The sequence below is a fragment of the Anaeromicropila herbilytica genome (assembly GCF_016591975.1).
GTDB lineage: Bacteria > Bacillota > Clostridia > Lachnospirales > Lachnospiraceae > Anaeromicropila > Anaeromicropila herbilytica.
Genome location: NZ_AP024169.1, coordinates 4,835,059 through 4,853,550 on the forward strand (window position 1 = coordinate 4,835,059; position 18,492 = coordinate 4,853,550).

Genomic DNA, 18,492 nt, shown 5'->3' on the forward strand with positions numbered 1-18,492 from the left:
ATTCACTTCCACTTTCTTAATATTCTTATCTTTCCTCTTGAAACAACTGATATAAAGTTGGGTTTACGCCTAAAAACTGAATCGTATTCTCATACTCTTTATAATCTTTTTTCTTATTTTTATCCGAACGAACCCCACGTATTAATATATTTTTAGGTGTATGTTCCATATCTATAAATTCTAATATCTGCGTTTTATATCCCATAATCTCTAACAGATTTGCTCTTAGAGCATCTGTATATAACGCTGCAGTTCTCTCTTTAATTAATCCATATTGAAAGATTGATTTTAACTCATTTGCTTGCATTTGATTATTCAATTCATGTTGACAACAAGGCACAGATAGGATTACGCTTGCATTCCATTTAACAGCCTTGTATAACGCATAATCCGTAGCCGTATCGCAAGCATGTAGACTAACTACCATATCAACATGATTAACACCCTCATAAGAAGCAATATCACCCTGCAAAAAGTTTAATTTATCATATTGATACTTATCTCTTAATGCATTACAAGTACGTATTACATCTTCTTTTAAGTCTAAGCCAATTACATTAATATTGTAGTTTTTAAGTTCTTTCAAATAATAATACATAGCAAATGTTAAATAGGATTTGCCACATCCAAAATCAATAATGGTTAATTCACGTTCTTTATCAAGGCTTGGTAGGATATCTTCTACAAACTCTAAAAAGCGATTAATCTGTCTGAATTTATCATACCTTGCCTTAACAATTTGTCCTTCTTTCGTCATGACATTAAGATCCACTAGAAATGGAACTGGGATTCCTTCTTTGAGAATGTATTGCTTAGTACGATTATGTTCTAGATTTTGTTTCATTGTTACTTCACTGTCTTTAATAGTTTTATTTTTAATTGTAACGGTTCCTTTTTTGCTTACTAGTATAGTGATCAGATTTGATTTCGTCTTAATTTCAGCTTGTTTAAATAATCCATCTAAATAAAATTGTATCTTTTGGACAATCTCTTCTTTTTTATAATTATTATGAAGTACCTTTTTTCCAATATATTCTGATGTTTGAAATAAAAGTTCCTCTTTTTTTAAAATTGGACGTATCTTAACTTTTAAGATATCTTCTTTTTTCGTTGAATTACTAATAATCACTTGAATTAAGTCTATTGTACAGTATTTATTTAAAATTTCTTCTATATTATTCATTCTCATTTAACCTTGTTATCCTAATTTTATTTTTATGTTTTATTTCATTGGCCTTTATATGGCCTACAAATAAAGAGTTTACCAAATAAATGTATTCCATACTATTCTAACGGCTTTTTTTAAAATCTACAACTATATATTTATTAATATTATCTTAAAATATCACTAAATTAAAAAATGTGTAGTCAAACTTCATTCTATATACTTCGAAACAAACGAAATGCTTGATATAGGTTTTAATTTCCTGTAAATAAAAAACTCTTATAATTAAAAATCGTTACTATCGACTTTTAATTATAAGAGCACATTCAATTTGTGTATTACATTTTATTTATTAGATTTCATTTACCTTTTCTTCGGTTGCTACATAACTATCTACATAATTTAAATTAGGAGTAAGTGTCTTACTAATCTCTTCCGCACTACTAACAATCGAGTGATTGGTGGTAGAAATCTGGCTCCATGTAATTATAATTCCAATAATCACAAATATAAAACTTGTAATAGAATCAGAATTAAAGAATACTTCTTTAAATGCCTCAGGTGTTTTCATCATATCTAAGCAAGTAGTGAAACTTTCTTGAATCGTAAATCCAAATTGATCTACAACCATCATTACAGTAACTGCAAATTCAATAAAAAATACCGCAATAATCGAAACTAACATTGTAATAACTACACAAACTTTATTTAACTTTCCTCTTAATAACTTATATCCATAATAAGTACAAAGAGGGATTAACGCAAATAGTACTGCATAAATTTTATTTGCCCATAGGATACTTAATATATTAGGAACGGAACCAACGACACCACCTAGCAATGCACCGATCAATCCTGTGAAATAATTCCCCGATAATTCATTTTTTTCTGTCTTCTCTTTGATTCCAACTTGATAATTTTTTACACATTTTGCGTGAACTGGTTGATATCCTTCACCCATCAATGCATAGGAATCACATTCTGAACTACCGCATATTGGACAAGCTGTCTGTGGCATGATTCCAAGTTCTTGTAGTGCTTTAACAACTTTCGTAGTAGCATTATCGTATTTTTCTTCAAACTTTTTATCTTTTAACGAAAAATTAACCTTCACACTGTTTTTACCCAAACCTGCGTATCCAAGTTTGCTTAATGCTTTCATTACTTTTCTCGTAACCTTACCATCAATACTATACGTAATCGAAGCCTGTGAGCTGCTATTGGCTGCTTTGGTTATCATAACTGGGTAACCTTCAATAACTCCTAACATTGCACTTTCATATTTTTGAAACCCTTTTCTACTTAATAATTCTTGTAACTCATCAAACCTCATCTTATCCTCCTAGTACAATCGTAATTGACTTCTTTTATCCCTTACCATTATACGGATATCTATCTATATAGCAAGAAGATATAGGAAAAATAGTTCTAAAATACTACTATCTTCCACATATGACCCTTGCAATATATTATAACTCTCTTGCCTTCTTTGTACATGCTTTCATTGCTTCAATTACACTACTACGAAATCCTTTTTCCTCTAATACACGAATTGCTTCAATGGTTGTGCCACCAGGAGAACAAACCATGTCTTTTAATTCTCCTGGATGTTTCTTAGTTTCAATTACCATTTTTGCACTCCCTAGTACAGCACTTGCAGCAAACTCATATGCAAGATTTCGAGGCATTCCATCAGCTACCGCTGCATCTGCCATAGCTTCAATAAATAGAAAGACATATGCTGGGGAACTTCCACTTACTGATACTACTACGTCCATCAGATCTTCTTTCACTACAGCGGCTTTTCCAAACCCATTTAAGATTCTACATACTTCTTCTAATTCCTCTGCAGTTACGTTATTATTTTTACATACTCCGGTCATTCCTTCTAGCACTAATGCAGGGGTATTCGGCATCGTTCTAACAATTTTGACCTCTTTTCCAAATAAATCACCTAGCCAATCTACTGTTTTTCCTGGTGCAATAGAAACAATAATTTGATTGTCCGTTATCTTCTCACGAATCTCATGAATGACAGTTTCATAATATTGTGGCTTTACAGCTAAAAAAATAATATCCGAATTTTCTACTACCTGTAAGTTGTCTTTTGTCGTCTTAATTCCAAACTGTTCAGAGACCTTAGCCACTGTACTATCCGATACTGCTGATGCAATTATTTGTTCCTTCATAAGAATACCATTCTTAAGAATGCCACCAATCATTGCTTTTGCCATATTGCCACATCCTATAAAACCTAACGTTACATTCATATTTTTAACCTCTCCATTTCGTTTTTAATTATCATACCGAATATTTATCCATTTTACAATAACCTATTCTGTACACCATATTTAATTTGTTGCATATATTAGTTAATGAAAATAACTTTAAGGAGAACTTATGGATCACACAGATAAACTTAATAGTGATTTAAACATGCCACAATCTTCTTATATTAAAGAAAGAATGCATTATAATATATGCAATACAGATGGTTCTGTTGTATGCCCTGATTGGGTGAACGAATACAGTAGGCCAATTCCAATTAGAGCCATGGAATATAAAGATTCCTATCATTCAAAGAATAGTTATTCCTCTATGGATAGTTACTCCTCTATGAATAAACCGATTGATAGCTATTGCTCTATGAATCCTTCTAACAATTTAAATAACTCACTTAAAATGCAGCAAAACATGACTGGACGAAATACTAATTCAAGTATGGCGCAAATTCCAACTTACTCTGACCAGAACTATCCATTTTACTTGCCAATGTTTCCAATGTATGGATATGATAATAGCAAGGAACTAGATCAAGACTTGGATTATATGAAGAATATGTATCCTAATACCTGTAGAAAATTGCAATCTGAAATTGACGAAGAATGTGATAAGCTAGAATATGAAGGTAGCTGTATGTTTGATGAGTACCCTGATAAGTGTCACCTTGAATCAATTGTAGATCGAATCTATAACAGATTTGCGGATGCATCGATTGAAGATGCCCTATCTTCTATGAATGTGTCAAATAATTCAGGTGTACAGACTCAACAATATTGCTCTAATTGTAATAATAATGATTGGCTAAGAAATATAATTCAGATCATGCTATTTAATGAATTCTTTAATAGACGTAGACGTTATCGTAGACGTAGACGCTGGTATTAAATCAAAAAACAGAAGCTTTGCAGAGCTTCTGTTTTTTTGATTAATAATCTGAGTTAATAACCGGTGTAGCCAGATATAATTCTGTTTGATCATTTTGTTCGTTATATGAAATTGCTATATTAACATTAACTTTAGATTTTGCAACTGTAATGTATTCATCAATGAGTCCAGTATAAGCGTAAACAGTATAGACGTCACTACCTCGATTTTGTGTAACAATCTTAGCATCTAAATTATCAATCAATTCATCAGTAATCTGATTCTTCTCATCATTTGTTAGCTTTCCATTATAATATCCATGAAACAAAATAGTTGTCTGATAATCTTTCACCTTAAGTTCATTAAGCTTCCCTTCTAGTATTTTTTTATAGGACATTACACTTTTCATATTGTCATACACATTTAAATCAATTACAATATAATGCTCCGTTTCTCCTTTTAAACTTAAAAGCTTAATCTTAGTATCTGCATTTTTTGATAATTTTTCAATACTAATCTCATTTGCTGTATCTGTATCTTGAGTCTTATATGAATTATCTGTTTTTAATTGAATTGAACTAGCAATATAGTTTATTAAATCTTCTTTATCTTGCCTACTTAAATATTTGCTTCCGTAGTCTGCAATTACTTTTATCTCGCTTTGTGCAATCTGTGAATTAGTCCCCGCAAACGCATCAACAATACGGTTATTATTTTTATATAAAGTATTGACCATAAGTTGAGCAAATACGCTAATCCATAGCACGCCAATAATATAGATAATCATTTTTATCTTTTTCATAGAAGCTCCCATCCGTCGCCTTTGGCGACTTATAAATCAGGGGTGTGACATTCTCTTTATTTCACACTGACCCACATTTCTTCGACTTGCTCGCAGGCCTAAATTCAACGTGGGAAATGTTTTTATTTCACACTAGCTACCCCCATAATGATATTTTCTTATATAAATGATTTCCATATTATAGTATCTTATACACTTATTGACCAATTTATTAGTTTTTCATATTTAATTAATACTTTGGTTAATAATAAAAAGGAAATAAAGAGTCTCACTCCTTATTTCCTTTTTATTTCCTATCATATTCAGTAATTACGAAACTTCAATAAATTTATTCTACTACTAAAGCAGCTTGAACAATCGTCTTTCCATTTGCATATTCAAAACTATCCGTCACTAATGTGATTATTGAATCTTTCATGCTAACCTCATTATCCGTTGTAAATATAGACTGTCTTTGGCAATGCAATAAATAGTCAGCAAATTCACTATCGTCCTTAAATGCTGTTGGGATTTTCTGATCATTTCCATCAATATAATATACAGCAAATACTTTCCACTTTGTTAATTTATCTTGTTGTTGATAATAGATATATTGATGTTCTCTATAAAAGTTTTCATCCTTATATTTTACCAAATCAGCAAACATATTTCCCTTTTTTGTATTATTTCCACGAATCACAAGATTTCTAACTGTATTTGCATCCGATACATTGATACTCCCGTCCAATACAATACTTCCTTCTTCGGAATACTGCCCAGTTAGATCTTTATGAAGATAGGAATTATCCCTATCACCTTTTAAGACTGGATATTGAATATTTGTGTCTTTTATCGTTATGAAAGCTACCACATTCGGATTCGCTTTTTGTGCAGATAATAACTGCTTATAGATAGCCTTGTCCTTTGGCTGATTCATATCTGTTTTCGTTGCACTGCTTGAATTATCTTTTGCTTCTTGGGATTCGTCACTTCCCTCCTGATCTAAATTTTCTATCTGATCATTTATTTGAATATCTGTATTTAACTCTTCCTTTTTATTACCCTTTGTAGTATTTTTAGATTTACTATTATTTGTACTTACTTTTGAGCTATTTTTTATATTATTCTTTGCGTTGTTATTTGTACTCTGTATTTTATTGTTATTCTCTATCGATAACTCTTTCTCAATTTTATTACTTTGTTCTGTCACTACGTCAATACGTTTTTTTATCTCTGTACTATACATTATTACAATAATACAATTTATTACAATAGTTACACATACTAAAAGTATGATTTTATTCTCTTTTTTCATGTACATCTCCTATGCTCATTCTCTCTAATACATCTTAGGTTCTAGTACTTTTTATCATTTCAAACTATTAGGTATTATATCACATGATAGCATCTATAATAAAGTATTTTGACACAAAACATTTTCCATTTATGTATCTAATATTTCCTTACATAAAAAGGTTCTATAATAAATGTTGGGGTGTGTTAAAAACACTTCCAACATTTTTGTTTTTATATTAAAATACATCTATATAAAGCCTCTTAACATGCAAACCGACCAAAGTAAACATTTTAAAGGAGGTATTTTATATAGATGCAATCTAATTGTAACAAAAATCTTTTAAATTTAGAAGGTGTAAAATTAAAAAGTGTGCAACACACACTAGAGGGGATTATTATCAAGATTGAAACCAATCCCAAACCTCAAAATTGCCCTTGTTGTGGAGCTGAAACTTCTAAAATACACGATTATCGTTGGCAGAAAATTAAAGACTTACCTTTTCAGTTATCAAATGCTTATTTAATGTTGAGGAAACGAAGATATGTGTGTTCCTGTGGCAAACGTTTTTATGAGAAATATAGCTTTATCGCTAAATATCAGCAACGTACAACACGACTATCCTATAAGATTGTTGAATTGCTTCGTTCAACCAACAGTATTAAATATGTTGCTTCACAAACTAATGTCTCTACGAATACTGTAACACGTATTCTTGACACACTCTCGTATGATAAACCACCTATTCCTCAATGTATTTCAATTGATGAATTTAAAGGGAATGCTGGTAATTCCAAATATCAATGTATTCTGGTAGATGCAAAGAAAAAATGTATTCTTGATGTTTTACCGGATCGTACTCAGTCTCATCTTATTGATTATTTTAAATCTTGCAGTCGGGACGAAAGGTATCGTGTTAAATTTTTTATTTCTGATATGTGGCAACCTTATATTGATCTTGCCAAAACATTCTTTCCTAATGCTACAATCATCGTAGATAAATATCATTACATCCGTCAGGTTTCTTGGGCAATTGAAAGTGTTCGTAAACGTTTACAAGCATCCATGACACCAACTCTTAGAAAGTACTATAAACGAAGTAGAAAACTTATACTGACTCGATATTCTAAATTAAAAGACGAAAACAAAAAAGCCTGTGATTTAATGCTACTATACAGTGATGATTTACGACTAGCTCACAAGTTAAAAGAATGGTTCTATGAAATATGTCAGAGTAACAGCTATACATATCAAAGAACTGAATTTTGGGAATGGGTAAAGAATGCTGAAAGTTCTGGATTACACGAATTTGAAGCTTGTGCAAAAACATATAGACGTTGGTCTGAGTATATACTTAATGCTTTTAAGTATGGATATACAAATGGGCCTACGGAAGGATTTAATAATAAAATCAAAGTACTAAAAAGAAGTTCTTATGGTGTACGTAATTTTGAAAGATTTCGTACACGTATCATTCACAGTTCTATGTAAAAAAATGGTCGGTTTTCAAGAGGCTTATTTGTCATGCAAAAAAACATCTATTATAGAACCTAGTCATAAAAATAGCTCTATTGTCAATGTTAGTGCGGGTGCAATGCACCTCGCACCCCAACACTTGACAAAGAGCCCATAAAAACTGCGAATGGCATCTTAAGATTGATACCTTCGCAGTTCTTGGTTAATCTTCTATTAACTTAATTCGATTTATGTGTCTTTCATCACCCGAGAAATCAGTATTAAGAAAAGTATCTACTATCTTGATCGCATGCCCTGATCCAATGACTCTTGCACCCATTGCTAAAATATTGGCATCATTATGAAGCCTAGTCGCTTCTGCGCTAAAGCAATCATGACAAAGTGCTGCTCTAATACCTTTTATTTTATTAGCAGCTATTGATATTCCAATTCCTGTACCACAGATAAGAATACCTTTATCACTTTCTTTGTTAACAACTGATTCAGCCACATTTTTTGCAAAAACCGGATAATCACAAGGTTCTTCATTATAGCAGCCAAAATCCTTATACTCAATCTTATGTTCCTCTAAATATTTAATAACTTCCTGCTTTAGGGCAAATCCGCCATGATCACATCCTATTGCTATCATTTTTCGTTTCCTCCTCGCCTAGTTTATAGACTGTTTTCTTTACTAGTCTAGCCAATTCAATGTAACAATCCTCATAATCCATCAGTGTTCCACCATATGGATCTGTTACGTCGCCAGATTCACCTATATATTCTTTTATTGTATAAATATTATCTTCTTGTCCATACATTTCTATTACTGTACTCTTTTGTTGTTCAGTCATTGTTAGAATTAACGTTTCCTGATCTATTTCTTCTGTTGTTAATGCACAAGACTGATGTCCATCTAGGGTTAACCCATAATTATTTAACACCATGACAGCCTTCGGATTCGATGGTTCTGGAAATAAAACAACCAATCCTCTAGATTCTACTATGATATCACTGTTTTGTTCAAGATTAAGGAAAATCGCTTCTGCCATTGGGCTTCTACACGTGTTGCCAGTACATACAAAAATAATCTTTTTATATTTCATACTTAGTAAATCTCCTCATTTTTCCTCACACTAGCTTCTATCTATCGCCTTTGGCGACATATTAATCAGGGGTGTGAAACGCTTTATCTCACATTAATTAGATCATATCCAGAAGCTTTTAATAAACGATTCATAATCGCCTGTCCTAAGTTATTATCCAAAAAACTTTCTGAATAAATAACATCAACATCTAAATCATCAAAATCCCTTAATATTTCATATAATCCACGAGCAATTGATTTATTATTCTTCCTTGAGCCAATTGTTTTTACAACTCCACATTGGTATTTCTCTTTCGATTCATCTGTTGCTATAATTCCTACCTTAACACCTTGTGTTTGCTTTTCCATTGTACGTTTTATAATCTCATCTATAACCGTAGCTTCATTTCCTTCAAATATTGTAAGGTTTGCTTTTGGTGCATAATGCTTATATTTCATCCCTGGTGCTTTTGGCTTATAATTCTTATCTTTATTTTCTTTTAATATTGCCTTGTCTGTATCAACCGTACCTAATACATTATTAAGCATTTCCTCTGTAATATATCCTGGTCTTAGGATTGTTGGTACTTTAGAAGTAAGATCAATGATTGTTGATTCTAAACCAATTCCGACTTTTCCACCATCAATTATCATATCCACTTTACCATTTAGGTCTTTTATGACATGCTCTGCCTTTGTTGGACTTGGCTTTCCTGATGTATTTGCACTTGGCGCTGCAATATATAAACCTGATTCCTTGATTAGTGCTAATGCAATTTTATGTTCTGGCATACGAATTGCAACCGATTCAAGACCGCCTGTAGTAGAATATGGGACTTTATTGTTCTTCTTTAGAATCATCGTCAATGGGCCTGGCCAGAATTCATCTGCTAACCTTTTCGCTGATTCTGGAACTTCACTTGCAATTTCATATAAACTATCAACATCCGCAATATGAAGTATCAACGGATTGTCCGATGGTCTACCTTTTGCTTCATAGATCTTCTTTGAAGCCTTTTCATCTAATCCATTTGCACCAAGTCCATAAACCGTCTCTGTAGGAAAGGCAACCAATCCGCCTTCTCTTAAAATCTTTGCTGCTTCGCACAAATCTGTATCTGTAAAATTATCTTCATTTATCTTTTTCACTATAGTATTCATCATACACCAACTTCCGTATACGCACCTAAACGCGTATCAATTTAGGAACATGCTGTTCTTATAATTTTTTTAATTCTCTTGTTTAATCTCTGTCCACACTCAAATTAGAAAAGTGTGCATTCAAAGGTAATATATATTATACCACCAATCATTACAAAAGGCAAACTTACTCCCATGCATATCGCGAGCTAGCTCGCGATACTGCACAATAACGTCCATGCCTGCGACTTGCTCGCAGGCCTAAATTCAACGTGTGAAATGCTTTTCATTTCACACTAGCTCCCATCTGTCGCCTTTGGCGACGTACAAATCAGGGGTGTGAAACGCTTTATTTCACACTATACACCCTCTTACTAATGTGTTTTATTTAAGTATGACATAATTCCTGTTTGAATGGCCCATGCCATCTTAGTCTGATATCCTTCATCACAAAGCAAGCTTGCCTCAGTATAATTCGACAAAAATCCACATTCTACTATAACTAATGGACATCTACTTTTCTTTAACATGTAATAACTATCATTTGGCTTAGCAACTCTTTTATTTCCATCTGCTATGGATTGCTTTATTTGTTCTTGAAGAATCTCTGCCAGTTCTTTTCCTTCTGCTGATAATTGATGGTAGAATACCTGTGCACCTTTTACATTTTCTTGTGGAAAACTATTTTGATGAATACTTACTGCAATAACAGCATCGCTTTCATTAATTAATTCAACCCTTTTCTTTAAATCAGCCATTTTCTTATTCGTGTCAGACTCTTGATATAACCCCCTATCATCTTCTCTTGTCATAATGACGTTAATACCATTTTGTTCTAGGAAAGCTTTTAGTTTAAGAGTAATGCTTAAGTTAATATCCTTTTCTAAAGCTTGATTAACACCTACCTTTCCTGGATCAAACCCTCCATGCCCTGCATCCAGATATACTGTCACTTTGTTTACATCATTGTCTGGGATTAGGTTCATAACAAATAGACCTTTTTTAGAAAAGCAAATGAATGCAATAATAACAAGTCCCAAGAAGACTACATTAAAATATTTTTTTCTCATATTCATAACCTATACTATTGTTTATATATTCTATGAAGTACAATCCTAATATATATCTCCCAAATTTGGTCTTATTTAATAATCAAAAAGGCATAAGACTTTAATCTATATCTGCCATAGATTAACCTCTTATACCTCTTATCCTGTCTAACCGATATTCATTTTCTATTTATTTACATACTTTTGAATTACATTCCAGATGCTGTTCTTTTCGAAACCTAATCTCCATTCTGCTACTCCCGCAAGATTGCTTGCATTAATTAATTGCATTTTAGCCTCGATAGATTTCTCTTCTTCCAACCATATTTTATAAGTGGCGCCATCTTTCTTATATTCAGCGTAATATTGCTTTGTAGTGTCATCCCATCTCTTCTTAGCTCCAGCTGCCTGCACTATATCTTCTGCCATAGGCATGGAATATGCTTCTGCACTTATTTTTGTCTCTCCATTTTCTGTTACTTCTTTCCAAAGTCTAGTGTAGAATGGAATTCCCATAACAATTTTATTCTTAGGAGCTAATTCCAATGTGTTTTTAATCGCTGTTTGTACATAACCTATAGAAGATACGGATCCACTTTCCTCTGAGGATGCCGTATGTTCATCATATGCCATAATGATAATGTAATCAGCTACAACACCTTGTTCTTCTCTGTCATAGTATCTAGAATAAGGCATAGGTACATAATTATCTATCGATAATACAATACCATTGTTTCGGCATTTTACTGACAGCTCTCGTATAAATTCAATGTAATGAATGCCTGTTTTTTGTTTTATATTTTCAAAATCTACATTGATACCATCTAGGTTATATTGTATCGTTTTAGCGATTAATTCATTAATTAATTTTTCTCTACTTGATGTACGTGATAATACTTTATTTATATCAACTTCGACATTAAAGTCATCCACTAAGGCCCATACTTCAATCCCATTGTCATGCGCACGATTTACATAAGTATCACTAGCTAATGAAGAAATCTCACCATTGTTAGAAATAACAGAAAACCATGTAGGTGATATTGTTGTTAAACCTTTCGTATTCTCTAACATACCTAATAAGTTATTATTCGCTTGTTGGTTGGTAACTTGATGCCATACTAAATTAATCTTATAATCCTTTGTTATGCTTGAATAAGTAGGCTCTTCATAATTACTCTTTAATGTATTATAATAAGATGCTTTGACTTTATTGCTCTTAATATATCCGATAATACCATCCTTTGTGATAACCTTTGTGAAGTTATTCATAACCTTTTCACTTTTATCTACTAGGGTTAATTCATCCCCAGCTTTCACTTTATCTAAAATATCACTTTTAATTGTAGGTTTATATCTTAGTTCAGTATCTTTTTCAACTGCAGTAGAGAGTACATCTCCCCATTTATATTGAACCACCACTCTATTTGGGTTCTTATATGCTTCATAAGTTAAATTTGAAAATTTCTTAACATAATCTAGGGCAACATATACATGGTCCCCATCAGTTTTTACAATAGCGTAATCTAGACTACTCTTACTTTTATTTACATAATAATCCTTGCTTCCCACCTCTGTTTTAATAATCTCCGTAGGCGTTGTATAGATTAAAAGGTTCTCATTATTATCCCAATAAAAACGCTTATTTAACTGACTTGCAACTGTATCATAATCCACATAGATTGTTCCATCTATTATGACACCCTTTTTATCATATATTTTATCTTGTAGTATTAATACAACCTCATTACCGCTTGTATTAAAGTATTTCTTTAAACTCATAACCTTCTTACTTGGCGTAAATTTGATAATTAACACCGCTATCACAGATACTACTATGATTAGGACTAGGAAAGTTACTATCGATAACTGCTTCTTTTTTCGCCTCATCCTTACACCTCCAACTTGGTCACTAACCATTATATCATTCTTTTTTCTAACCGTCATTACTTAATTCGACTTATTTACAAAACTTTTCTATCTATTTTAATCTATCATTATATATTTTAAATGAATTATTAACTATAACCCTATATCTTTTCTAGATACTTCACTAAGAAATATATTCATTTTCTATAATTTGCTTCATCTCTTCTCCAATGAGAGATGATTTTACATAGACTGCTTCTTTAGCCCCATCTGTTAAGGTCAGCTCCATAAAATTAGCTTCTCCTATTGAAAAGAATCCATATACTTTTCTTTTCTCTTTTATTAATGTAACACTTTGAATTATCTGTTTTGGTATAATGTGAATATCACCTAGGTCAAAACTAATGATCCAGTTCTTCAATAGTTTTGTTTTACCTGATTCATAAATTTTCTCTGATAATACTTCTTTATTAATGGAATCCAGTATTTCTTGTATATTTCCGTAATTCACTAGTTTCTTAACAGCTTTATCTCTTGTTATCAGCTTCACTTGAAGAAGGGATAACACTAGGTATACTAGGCTTATTATAACGATTAACATAAATAATGCCCATAATAAATACATCTCCATACGATCTGATTTAGCTTCATTCAAAATGATATCCGATACTCCATATTCCTCTAAAAATTCTGTTTTTTCGGAATCATAATCTTTCGATACCTTTTCAATAAGTTTCCAATCCTTTTGCATATTTGCGGTAAAACTATAATTATTAATCTCTGACTTAGGACTCTCCTTATTGCCATCAGAGTCTTTCGCTGGAACAAAAACAAAATACTTGGTATCATCTAATGTCAATGCATAACAATTATATATTATTTCATTACTCTCATTTGTCTTGTAGTATCCGGTGAACTCTAAATTTACGTGCTTAAAACGAACATAATCAACACCGCTTTTATACGCCTTATCTAATTGTTTACTATTTGAAGGTTCTACAACAACAAATGGGTTTTTTAGATTACAAGTTAAGAGAATTAAGGCTGTTATGAAAACTAATGTAATCATAATAACAATTTCACCGATTAGCTTTCTCCTATTTTCTGTTCTTATTTGCTTTCTAATATCATAACAATACATATGTACTCCCATCTGCCCTCATAATGGCTTGCTTATTCCAAGTCTTGTGGCTTTTGAAAAATGAAACTAGACCTATCTAACTTGCTCTTTTTAAGAATTAAATCTTAGAATTCTATTCATTTTAAATTGCATTTCATTATTATAGCATATTATGAAATATATTCTATCTTTTTTTGTTTTTACTATACCTTGCTATTTAAATCTATACTATATGTGAGGTTACTTTTATCTTATTGTCTATGATTTAGATATAAAAAAGAAATAGGTATCAAATAAGTTATTTACTACACATGTTATACTTATTAGATATCTATTTCTTTTTGAAATACCATATTACATAATTAATAATATTGTTTACATCATCAATTCATTCGAACTGATGCTCCCTAACATGCAACAAATCCTGTATCATCAATTATAAAGATTGATTGGAATATAAATTCAAAATATCGTATAGAGGTTTTTATTTGTTTTTATTCATTTTGTTCCTTATCTTACTTTTTACATTTAAACTGTCCTATTTCTTTATTAATTCCACTTTTAATACTCCGTAATACTATCAAAACATACTGAGATTATTTCACCACTATAGTTTGAAATAAAGTCTGACATAATGCATCCATCCTCTAATACCAAACACATCTGATTATAATTATTTTCAGAGGCTAATATCTCATTAAAATAAACAGGCATATTTTTATCCCGTGCTTCTTTATATAAATTCAAGTGATATTCATAAGCACATAATCTATTATTCTCTTCTGTTTTTTTATTCATGTAACTCCCTCCACCAAAACGTACACTATATAATTCTTAGGTCTATTATACTGTTATCCCATTTTTCACTCATTAACTTTGTAAAATAGTAAGGTTTATTTTGCTGTAATCTAATATTTCACTTGTATTTCTGGTGCCTTTAAAATAAATATACGGTAAAGAGGTCATTTGTGATATGTCAACTTTAATAATTCATTTTTGGAGTAAATACATTTGTAACATAGTAAACTGCCCTATAAACCCTTCTATTTTACTAATTAAATGAAGTAGCTTTAATTCTATAAAGAAATAAATCTGGCTAATCTATAAACTCGATTCCATTTTCTTTATTCTCCTCAAGCGCTTGTGAATCTGTATCATTATAATTACTTTCTAGTACATCCCCATTTTCATTTCCATCCCCTGTTTTATTGTATCCTACCTTATTATACAATCTCTCTAGTTCCAATTCTTTTCTCAGATTAGACTCTAATACATTAGTAGCCTTTCTTAAAATATTTGGATCTTTTTTCATTAGATCTTGTACTACACGGTTCGTCGGATAAGTTACCGTAGATGCCTCCTGTGTATCCTCAACATACAGAATCGCATAGATTTGACATCCATCAATGTGATAAGAATCAACTACAGCACTAGATAACCTTAATATTTCTTCCTCCGATACTTCCATCCATAAGGAATTACTAGTCTTTTGTTCTACATTATAATTTGAAAAATCTATTACTTTTTTCTTAGAAAGTAATATAAAATCAGCACCATTCGGAAATGAAATTCTAATGTCAATAAAATCTCCTATTTTAATTTTATCTTGGAACTTTATAAAATTATAATTATGTAATCTTAGATCATCTTCTAAAATACTGCCTTCGTAGATTAAATCATCTGTCACTAATGTATTCTTACTAAGACTAAGCTTAGCCCTTTTCCCCAGAATTTCATTCATGGTTATGCATTTCTTAGACTTATCAGGTAATAAAACAGAAACTTCTTTTATATCCGTTCTTGTTATAATCTGATTTGCATCCATATCTTTTCGAAGGCTATAACATATAGATCTTTCATTTTCTTTTCTTTGATGCATTTGAAGCTTATGATTACTACTTTGTAACAAAAGAAGAAGATATATTACTAGAACTACAAATGGTATCAATACAACAATACCTCCAAGTAGACTAGCCTTTATAAGATGCTTCTTTCTTTGTCGTATGATTGACATACTTCCCTCCCTTAGCTAAATTTTTGAAATAAATTTAGTACTTCTTTTGATACTTGAAACGGATCCGTTTCAAAGGGAATCAGATTAAGATGAATATTCCAATTATGTTTTATTTCTTTTAGATCTGATTTGTCACCGTATAAAACTAGGTATTCCCATTCAAGATACCCATTCATGGTTTCTGCATAATGCAAGAACTTTATTAGTTCATGTCTTTTCCAATCACACAAACTGCTCACTACTAATTTACAATTACAGCGCAAAAATTCTTCATTATCCCTATCAGTTCCTAAATCCATAATGATATAGTCAAAATTATTATTTAGAATATCTGCGATCTCTTTCTGTGTTACATTTTTATAATAGGAAGTATCATATACCTGAAACGCTTTTCCATTTATTGCTTTATGAGCCATGCCTTCATAAACCATTTGTATATATGAAAAATCATTATGTGTATTACACTCTAATACAGCGGTTCGTTTACCCATAACCTCACTTAGATAATTTGATAACATTACACAAAGATGCGTAACTCCTACCCCTCTATGAGTACCAATAACCCCAATTATTATCTTCTTATTTTTCTCAAGAAGATTTCTTTCTTTGTTCATTAAAAAAGGCTTTTTTCGCATCTTTACTCCTCTCAGTCCAACTGCAGTGGCCTTTGTAAAAATGTAACCTATTTTATATTTTTCCTAATATTCTTGCAAAATTTCTATTTGATTTAACATGAAAAATCTCGAAGACAAAATTCTCCCATATTTTTTGATTATTAATCATAAATGGGTTTGGTTCATAAGGTATTCGATACCCCGTGAGATTCTTCATGCTTTTCATCACGCTTTGATACGTTTTACCATCTGTGTAATTAAATAGATATGTGATATTTTCATTTTCTGATAACATAGATAATGCATTTTCTGAATGCTCTAACTCCCAATCTTTCGAGCCAAGTATCAAACATTTGTAGTCCGATTTTAGAAAACTTTCTTTATTTTCTTCCGTAAGAACACCAAAGTCCTTAATTTCATAAGAATAGGAATCCTTATCGAAAATTACAGTTTGATTATAATTAGGCAACATCTCGATATTATTTACTCTGTAAATATAATCACACCTTTTTACATTACAATATCGGCTCACTATTTTATTTACTGTTTGGGTGTTGTTTCTCTCAGAGTATAGACTTTTGCCTATAAATTTTCCTAAATAGGTTGTTAAGAGTATAGAGATATGTGTCACGCCTATTCTGCATTGAGAACCAGCGATTGCAATAGAAAGAGTTTTATTTGATTTAATAAGAGAATTAGAATTATTACTATGACTGCATTCTAATAATTTTTCTTTTAGTTCATGTACATTGTGAAATCTTTGTGCTGGATATAATTTGAGACATTTATTAATTATACTTTTTAGATTATCGGAGCAAGAATGAATCTCATCGATATTTACAATAGAATTAATATTTTTATTAAATGAGACACCAGTTATCATATAGAACATTAACATTCCAATACCATAAATATCGCTGCGCTCATCAATAAAATTACTTGAGTATTGTTCTGGCGAAGCATAGCCTCTTGTTCCAGTGGCATACCTCCTTTTATTAAGGTCCGCATAATATATTGCGCTACCAAAATCAACTAACTTTAAAATCTCATCTGAGATAATAATATTGTCTGGCTTAAGATCTAAATATAAGATTTTTCTTTCAAAAGTGTGTAAATATTCAACTAGTTCGCAAACTTGTATAGCATATTTAAGAATAATTTCTTCATCAAGTATCTGATATTGTTGGCGGAATTCCTTTAATGTAATTCCTTCCATATATTCTTCTATAATATAGGAATACTTGTCATCCTCTTCTATATCATAAATAATAGGGATATTGTTATGTCTAATATTCTTTAAAATATTGGCTTCATTAATAATCTGAGAATATAATTTATTCTCTTTATCTATCCTCTTAATCGCTCGATAACTCTGTAATCTTATATGTTTTACAAGGTAAACCGTTGCATTGCCACCCTTACCAAGAGTATCTATTACCTCATATTTATTAAACCATATTTTACTAATCAAAATCCTCCTTTCTTAATTAGATGCCCTTAAACTTCGTAATAAGTATCATAATTATATATTACTCAATTCGCTTATCTATCAAACACCTCTAAAATCATTATAGCTAATCCATATTATGTAAGCAAGTAATTTTTCGTTCGCGAAATCAACAAGATTTTTCAATATTTTTGTGACATATTAACAGATATTTACATTTTTCGATATTTTAGCTTATTTTACGATACATACTTGAACAACTTATTATAATAACTTGTTATTCCTATGTCTAATTACCTATTGCAAAATG

Annotated in this window: 17 protein-coding genes; 2 read left to right on the forward strand and 15 right to left on the reverse strand. The window is 31.1% G+C overall.

What is annotated here, in order from left to right; all coding sequences use genetic code 11:
• Nucleotides 1-25 precede the first annotated feature (25 nt).
• The 3 genes from bsdtb5_RS20590 to proC form a co-directional block, all read right to left on the reverse strand.
• The gene (locus tag bsdtb5_RS20590) at nucleotides 26-1,183 is read right to left on the reverse strand and encodes a class I SAM-dependent methyltransferase (protein ID WP_271716155.1); all 1,158 of its coding nucleotides are present in this window, start codon (nucleotides 1,181-1,183) and stop codon (nucleotides 26-28) included.
• A 334-nt stretch (nucleotides 1,184-1,517) separates the two neighbouring features.
• Nucleotides 1,518-2,498, reverse strand: a complete 981-nt coding sequence (locus bsdtb5_RS20595; protein ID WP_271713825.1) for a hypothetical protein — start codon at nucleotides 2,496-2,498, stop codon at nucleotides 1,518-1,520.
• Nucleotides 2,499-2,634: 136 nt separating this feature from the next.
• Nucleotides 2,635-3,435, reverse strand: coding sequence for a pyrroline-5-carboxylate reductase (proC, locus tag bsdtb5_RS20600; RefSeq protein ID WP_271713826.1), 801 nt, complete (start codon nucleotides 3,433-3,435; stop codon nucleotides 2,635-2,637).
• Nucleotides 3,436-3,565: 130 nt separating this feature from the next.
• Here proC and bsdtb5_RS20605 point away from each other — a divergent pair, with 130 nt between their 5' ends.
• Nucleotides 3,566-4,333: a hypothetical protein gene (locus bsdtb5_RS20605; protein WP_271713827.1), complete on the forward strand. Its 768-nt coding sequence runs from the start codon at nucleotides 3,566-3,568 to the stop codon at nucleotides 4,331-4,333.
• Nucleotides 4,334-4,373: 40 nt separating this feature from the next.
• Here the strand turns inward: bsdtb5_RS20605 and bsdtb5_RS20610 are convergent, their stop codons facing one another.
• A complete protein-coding gene (locus tag bsdtb5_RS20610; protein WP_271713828.1) occupies nucleotides 4,374-5,114 on the reverse strand; it encodes a YwmB family TATA-box binding protein in 741 nt (246 codons plus the stop codon).
• A gap of 328 nt (nucleotides 5,115-5,442) precedes the next feature.
• The gene (locus bsdtb5_RS20615) at nucleotides 5,443-6,408 is read right to left on the reverse strand and encodes a class B sortase (protein ID WP_271713829.1); all 966 of its coding nucleotides are present in this window, start codon (nucleotides 6,406-6,408) and stop codon (nucleotides 5,443-5,445) included.
• Between the two features lie 294 nt (nucleotides 6,409-6,702).
• Here bsdtb5_RS20615 and bsdtb5_RS20620 point away from each other — a divergent pair, with 294 nt between their 5' ends.
• Entirely contained in the window at nucleotides 6,703-7,878 is a 1,176-nt protein-coding gene (locus tag bsdtb5_RS20620) for an ISL3 family transposase (protein ID WP_271713201.1), read from the forward strand.
• 187 nt (nucleotides 7,879-8,065) lie between these two features.
• On the opposite strand, the gene rpiB is transcribed toward bsdtb5_RS20620, so the two are convergent.
• From rpiB to bsdtb5_RS20670, 10 genes are all read right to left on the reverse strand, one after another.
• Nucleotides 8,066-8,494, reverse strand: a complete 429-nt coding sequence (gene rpiB / locus bsdtb5_RS20625) for a ribose 5-phosphate isomerase B (RefSeq protein WP_271713830.1) — start codon at nucleotides 8,492-8,494, stop codon at nucleotides 8,066-8,068.
• On the reverse strand, nucleotides 8,475-8,948 hold the full coding sequence (locus bsdtb5_RS20630; RefSeq protein WP_271713831.1) for a low molecular weight protein arginine phosphatase: 474 nt from the start codon (nucleotides 8,946-8,948) through the stop codon (nucleotides 8,475-8,477). The genes rpiB and bsdtb5_RS20630 overlap by 20 nt, the downstream gene beginning before the upstream one ends.
• 83 nt (nucleotides 8,949-9,031) lie before the next feature.
• Entirely contained in the window at nucleotides 9,032-10,090 is a 1,059-nt protein-coding gene (locus bsdtb5_RS20635) for an L-threonylcarbamoyladenylate synthase (protein ID WP_271716156.1), read from the reverse strand.
• 353 nt (nucleotides 10,091-10,443) lie between these two features.
• On the reverse strand, nucleotides 10,444-11,139 hold the full coding sequence (gene cwlD / locus bsdtb5_RS20640) for an N-acetylmuramoyl-L-alanine amidase CwlD (protein ID WP_271713832.1): 696 nt from the start codon (nucleotides 11,137-11,139) through the stop codon (nucleotides 10,444-10,446).
• A gap of 165 nt (nucleotides 11,140-11,304) precedes the next feature.
• On the reverse strand, nucleotides 11,305-13,008 hold the full coding sequence (locus bsdtb5_RS20645; protein WP_271713833.1) for a glycosyl hydrolase family 18 protein: 1,704 nt from the start codon (nucleotides 13,006-13,008) through the stop codon (nucleotides 11,305-11,307).
• A 163-nt stretch (nucleotides 13,009-13,171) separates the two neighbouring features.
• Complete coding sequence (locus bsdtb5_RS20650) at nucleotides 13,172-14,140, reverse strand: hypothetical protein (protein WP_271713834.1); 969 nt, start codon at nucleotides 14,138-14,140, stop codon at nucleotides 13,172-13,174.
• Nucleotides 14,141-14,668: 528 nt separating this feature from the next.
• Nucleotides 14,669-14,905, reverse strand: a complete 237-nt coding sequence (locus bsdtb5_RS20655; protein WP_271713835.1) for a hypothetical protein — start codon at nucleotides 14,903-14,905, stop codon at nucleotides 14,669-14,671.
• Between the two features lie 298 nt (nucleotides 14,906-15,203).
• Complete coding sequence (locus tag bsdtb5_RS20660) at nucleotides 15,204-16,121, reverse strand: hypothetical protein (RefSeq protein WP_271713836.1); 918 nt, start codon at nucleotides 16,119-16,121, stop codon at nucleotides 15,204-15,206.
• An 11-nt stretch (nucleotides 16,122-16,132) separates the two neighbouring features.
• Entirely contained in the window at nucleotides 16,133-16,756 is a 624-nt protein-coding gene (locus bsdtb5_RS20665; protein WP_271713837.1) for a hypothetical protein, read from the reverse strand.
• Nucleotides 16,757-16,808: 52 nt separating this feature from the next.
• A complete protein-coding gene (locus bsdtb5_RS20670) occupies nucleotides 16,809-18,206 on the reverse strand; it encodes a serine/threonine-protein kinase (RefSeq protein ID WP_271713838.1) in 1,398 nt (465 codons plus the stop codon).
• Nucleotides 18,207-18,492: the final 286 nt, after the last annotated feature.

Excerpts from the sequence above, each read along its gene's own strand:
- bsdtb5_RS20590 (WP_271716155.1), bottom strand. The coding sequence starts at position 1,183 with ATGAATAATATAGAAGAAATTTTAAATAAATACTGTACAATAGACTTA.
- bsdtb5_RS20595 (WP_271713825.1), bottom strand. The coding sequence starts at position 2,498 with ATGAGGTTTGATGAGTTACAAGAATTATTAAGTAGAAAAGGGTTTCAA.
- proC (WP_271713826.1), bottom strand. The coding sequence starts at position 3,435 with ATGAATGTAACGTTAGGTTTTATAGGATGTGGCAATATGGCAAAAGCA.
- bsdtb5_RS20605 (WP_271713827.1), top strand. The coding sequence starts at position 3,566 with ATGGATCACACAGATAAACTTAATAGTGATTTAAACATGCCACAATCT.
- bsdtb5_RS20610 (WP_271713828.1), bottom strand. The coding sequence starts at position 5,114 with ATGAAAAAGATAAAAATGATTATCTATATTATTGGCGTGCTATGGATT.
- bsdtb5_RS20615 (WP_271713829.1), bottom strand. The coding sequence starts at position 6,408 with ATGAAAAAAGAGAATAAAATCATACTTTTAGTATGTGTAACTATTGTA.
- bsdtb5_RS20620 (WP_271713201.1), top strand. The coding sequence starts at position 6,703 with ATGCAATCTAATTGTAACAAAAATCTTTTAAATTTAGAAGGTGTAAAA.
- rpiB (WP_271713830.1), bottom strand. The coding sequence starts at position 8,494 with ATGATAGCAATAGGATGTGATCATGGCGGATTTGCCCTAAAGCAGGAA.
- bsdtb5_RS20630 (WP_271713831.1), bottom strand. The coding sequence starts at position 8,948 with ATGAAATATAAAAAGATTATTTTTGTATGTACTGGCAACACGTGTAGA.
- bsdtb5_RS20635 (WP_271716156.1), bottom strand. The coding sequence starts at position 10,090 with ATGAATACTATAGTGAAAAAGATAAATGAAGATAATTTTACAGATACA.
- cwlD (WP_271713832.1), bottom strand. The coding sequence starts at position 11,139 with ATGAGAAAAAAATATTTTAATGTAGTCTTCTTGGGACTTGTTATTATT.
- bsdtb5_RS20645 (WP_271713833.1), bottom strand. The coding sequence starts at position 13,008 with ATGAGGCGAAAAAAGAAGCAGTTATCGATAGTAACTTTCCTAGTCCTA.
- bsdtb5_RS20650 (WP_271713834.1), bottom strand. The coding sequence starts at position 14,140 with ATGGGAGTACATATGTATTGTTATGATATTAGAAAGCAAATAAGAACA.
- bsdtb5_RS20655 (WP_271713835.1), bottom strand. The coding sequence starts at position 14,905 with ATGAATAAAAAAACAGAAGAGAATAATAGATTATGTGCTTATGAATAT.
- bsdtb5_RS20660 (WP_271713836.1), bottom strand. The coding sequence starts at position 16,121 with ATGTCAATCATACGACAAAGAAAGAAGCATCTTATAAAGGCTAGTCTA.
- bsdtb5_RS20665 (WP_271713837.1), bottom strand. The coding sequence starts at position 16,756 with ATGCGAAAAAAGCCTTTTTTAATGAACAAAGAAAGAAATCTTCTTGAG.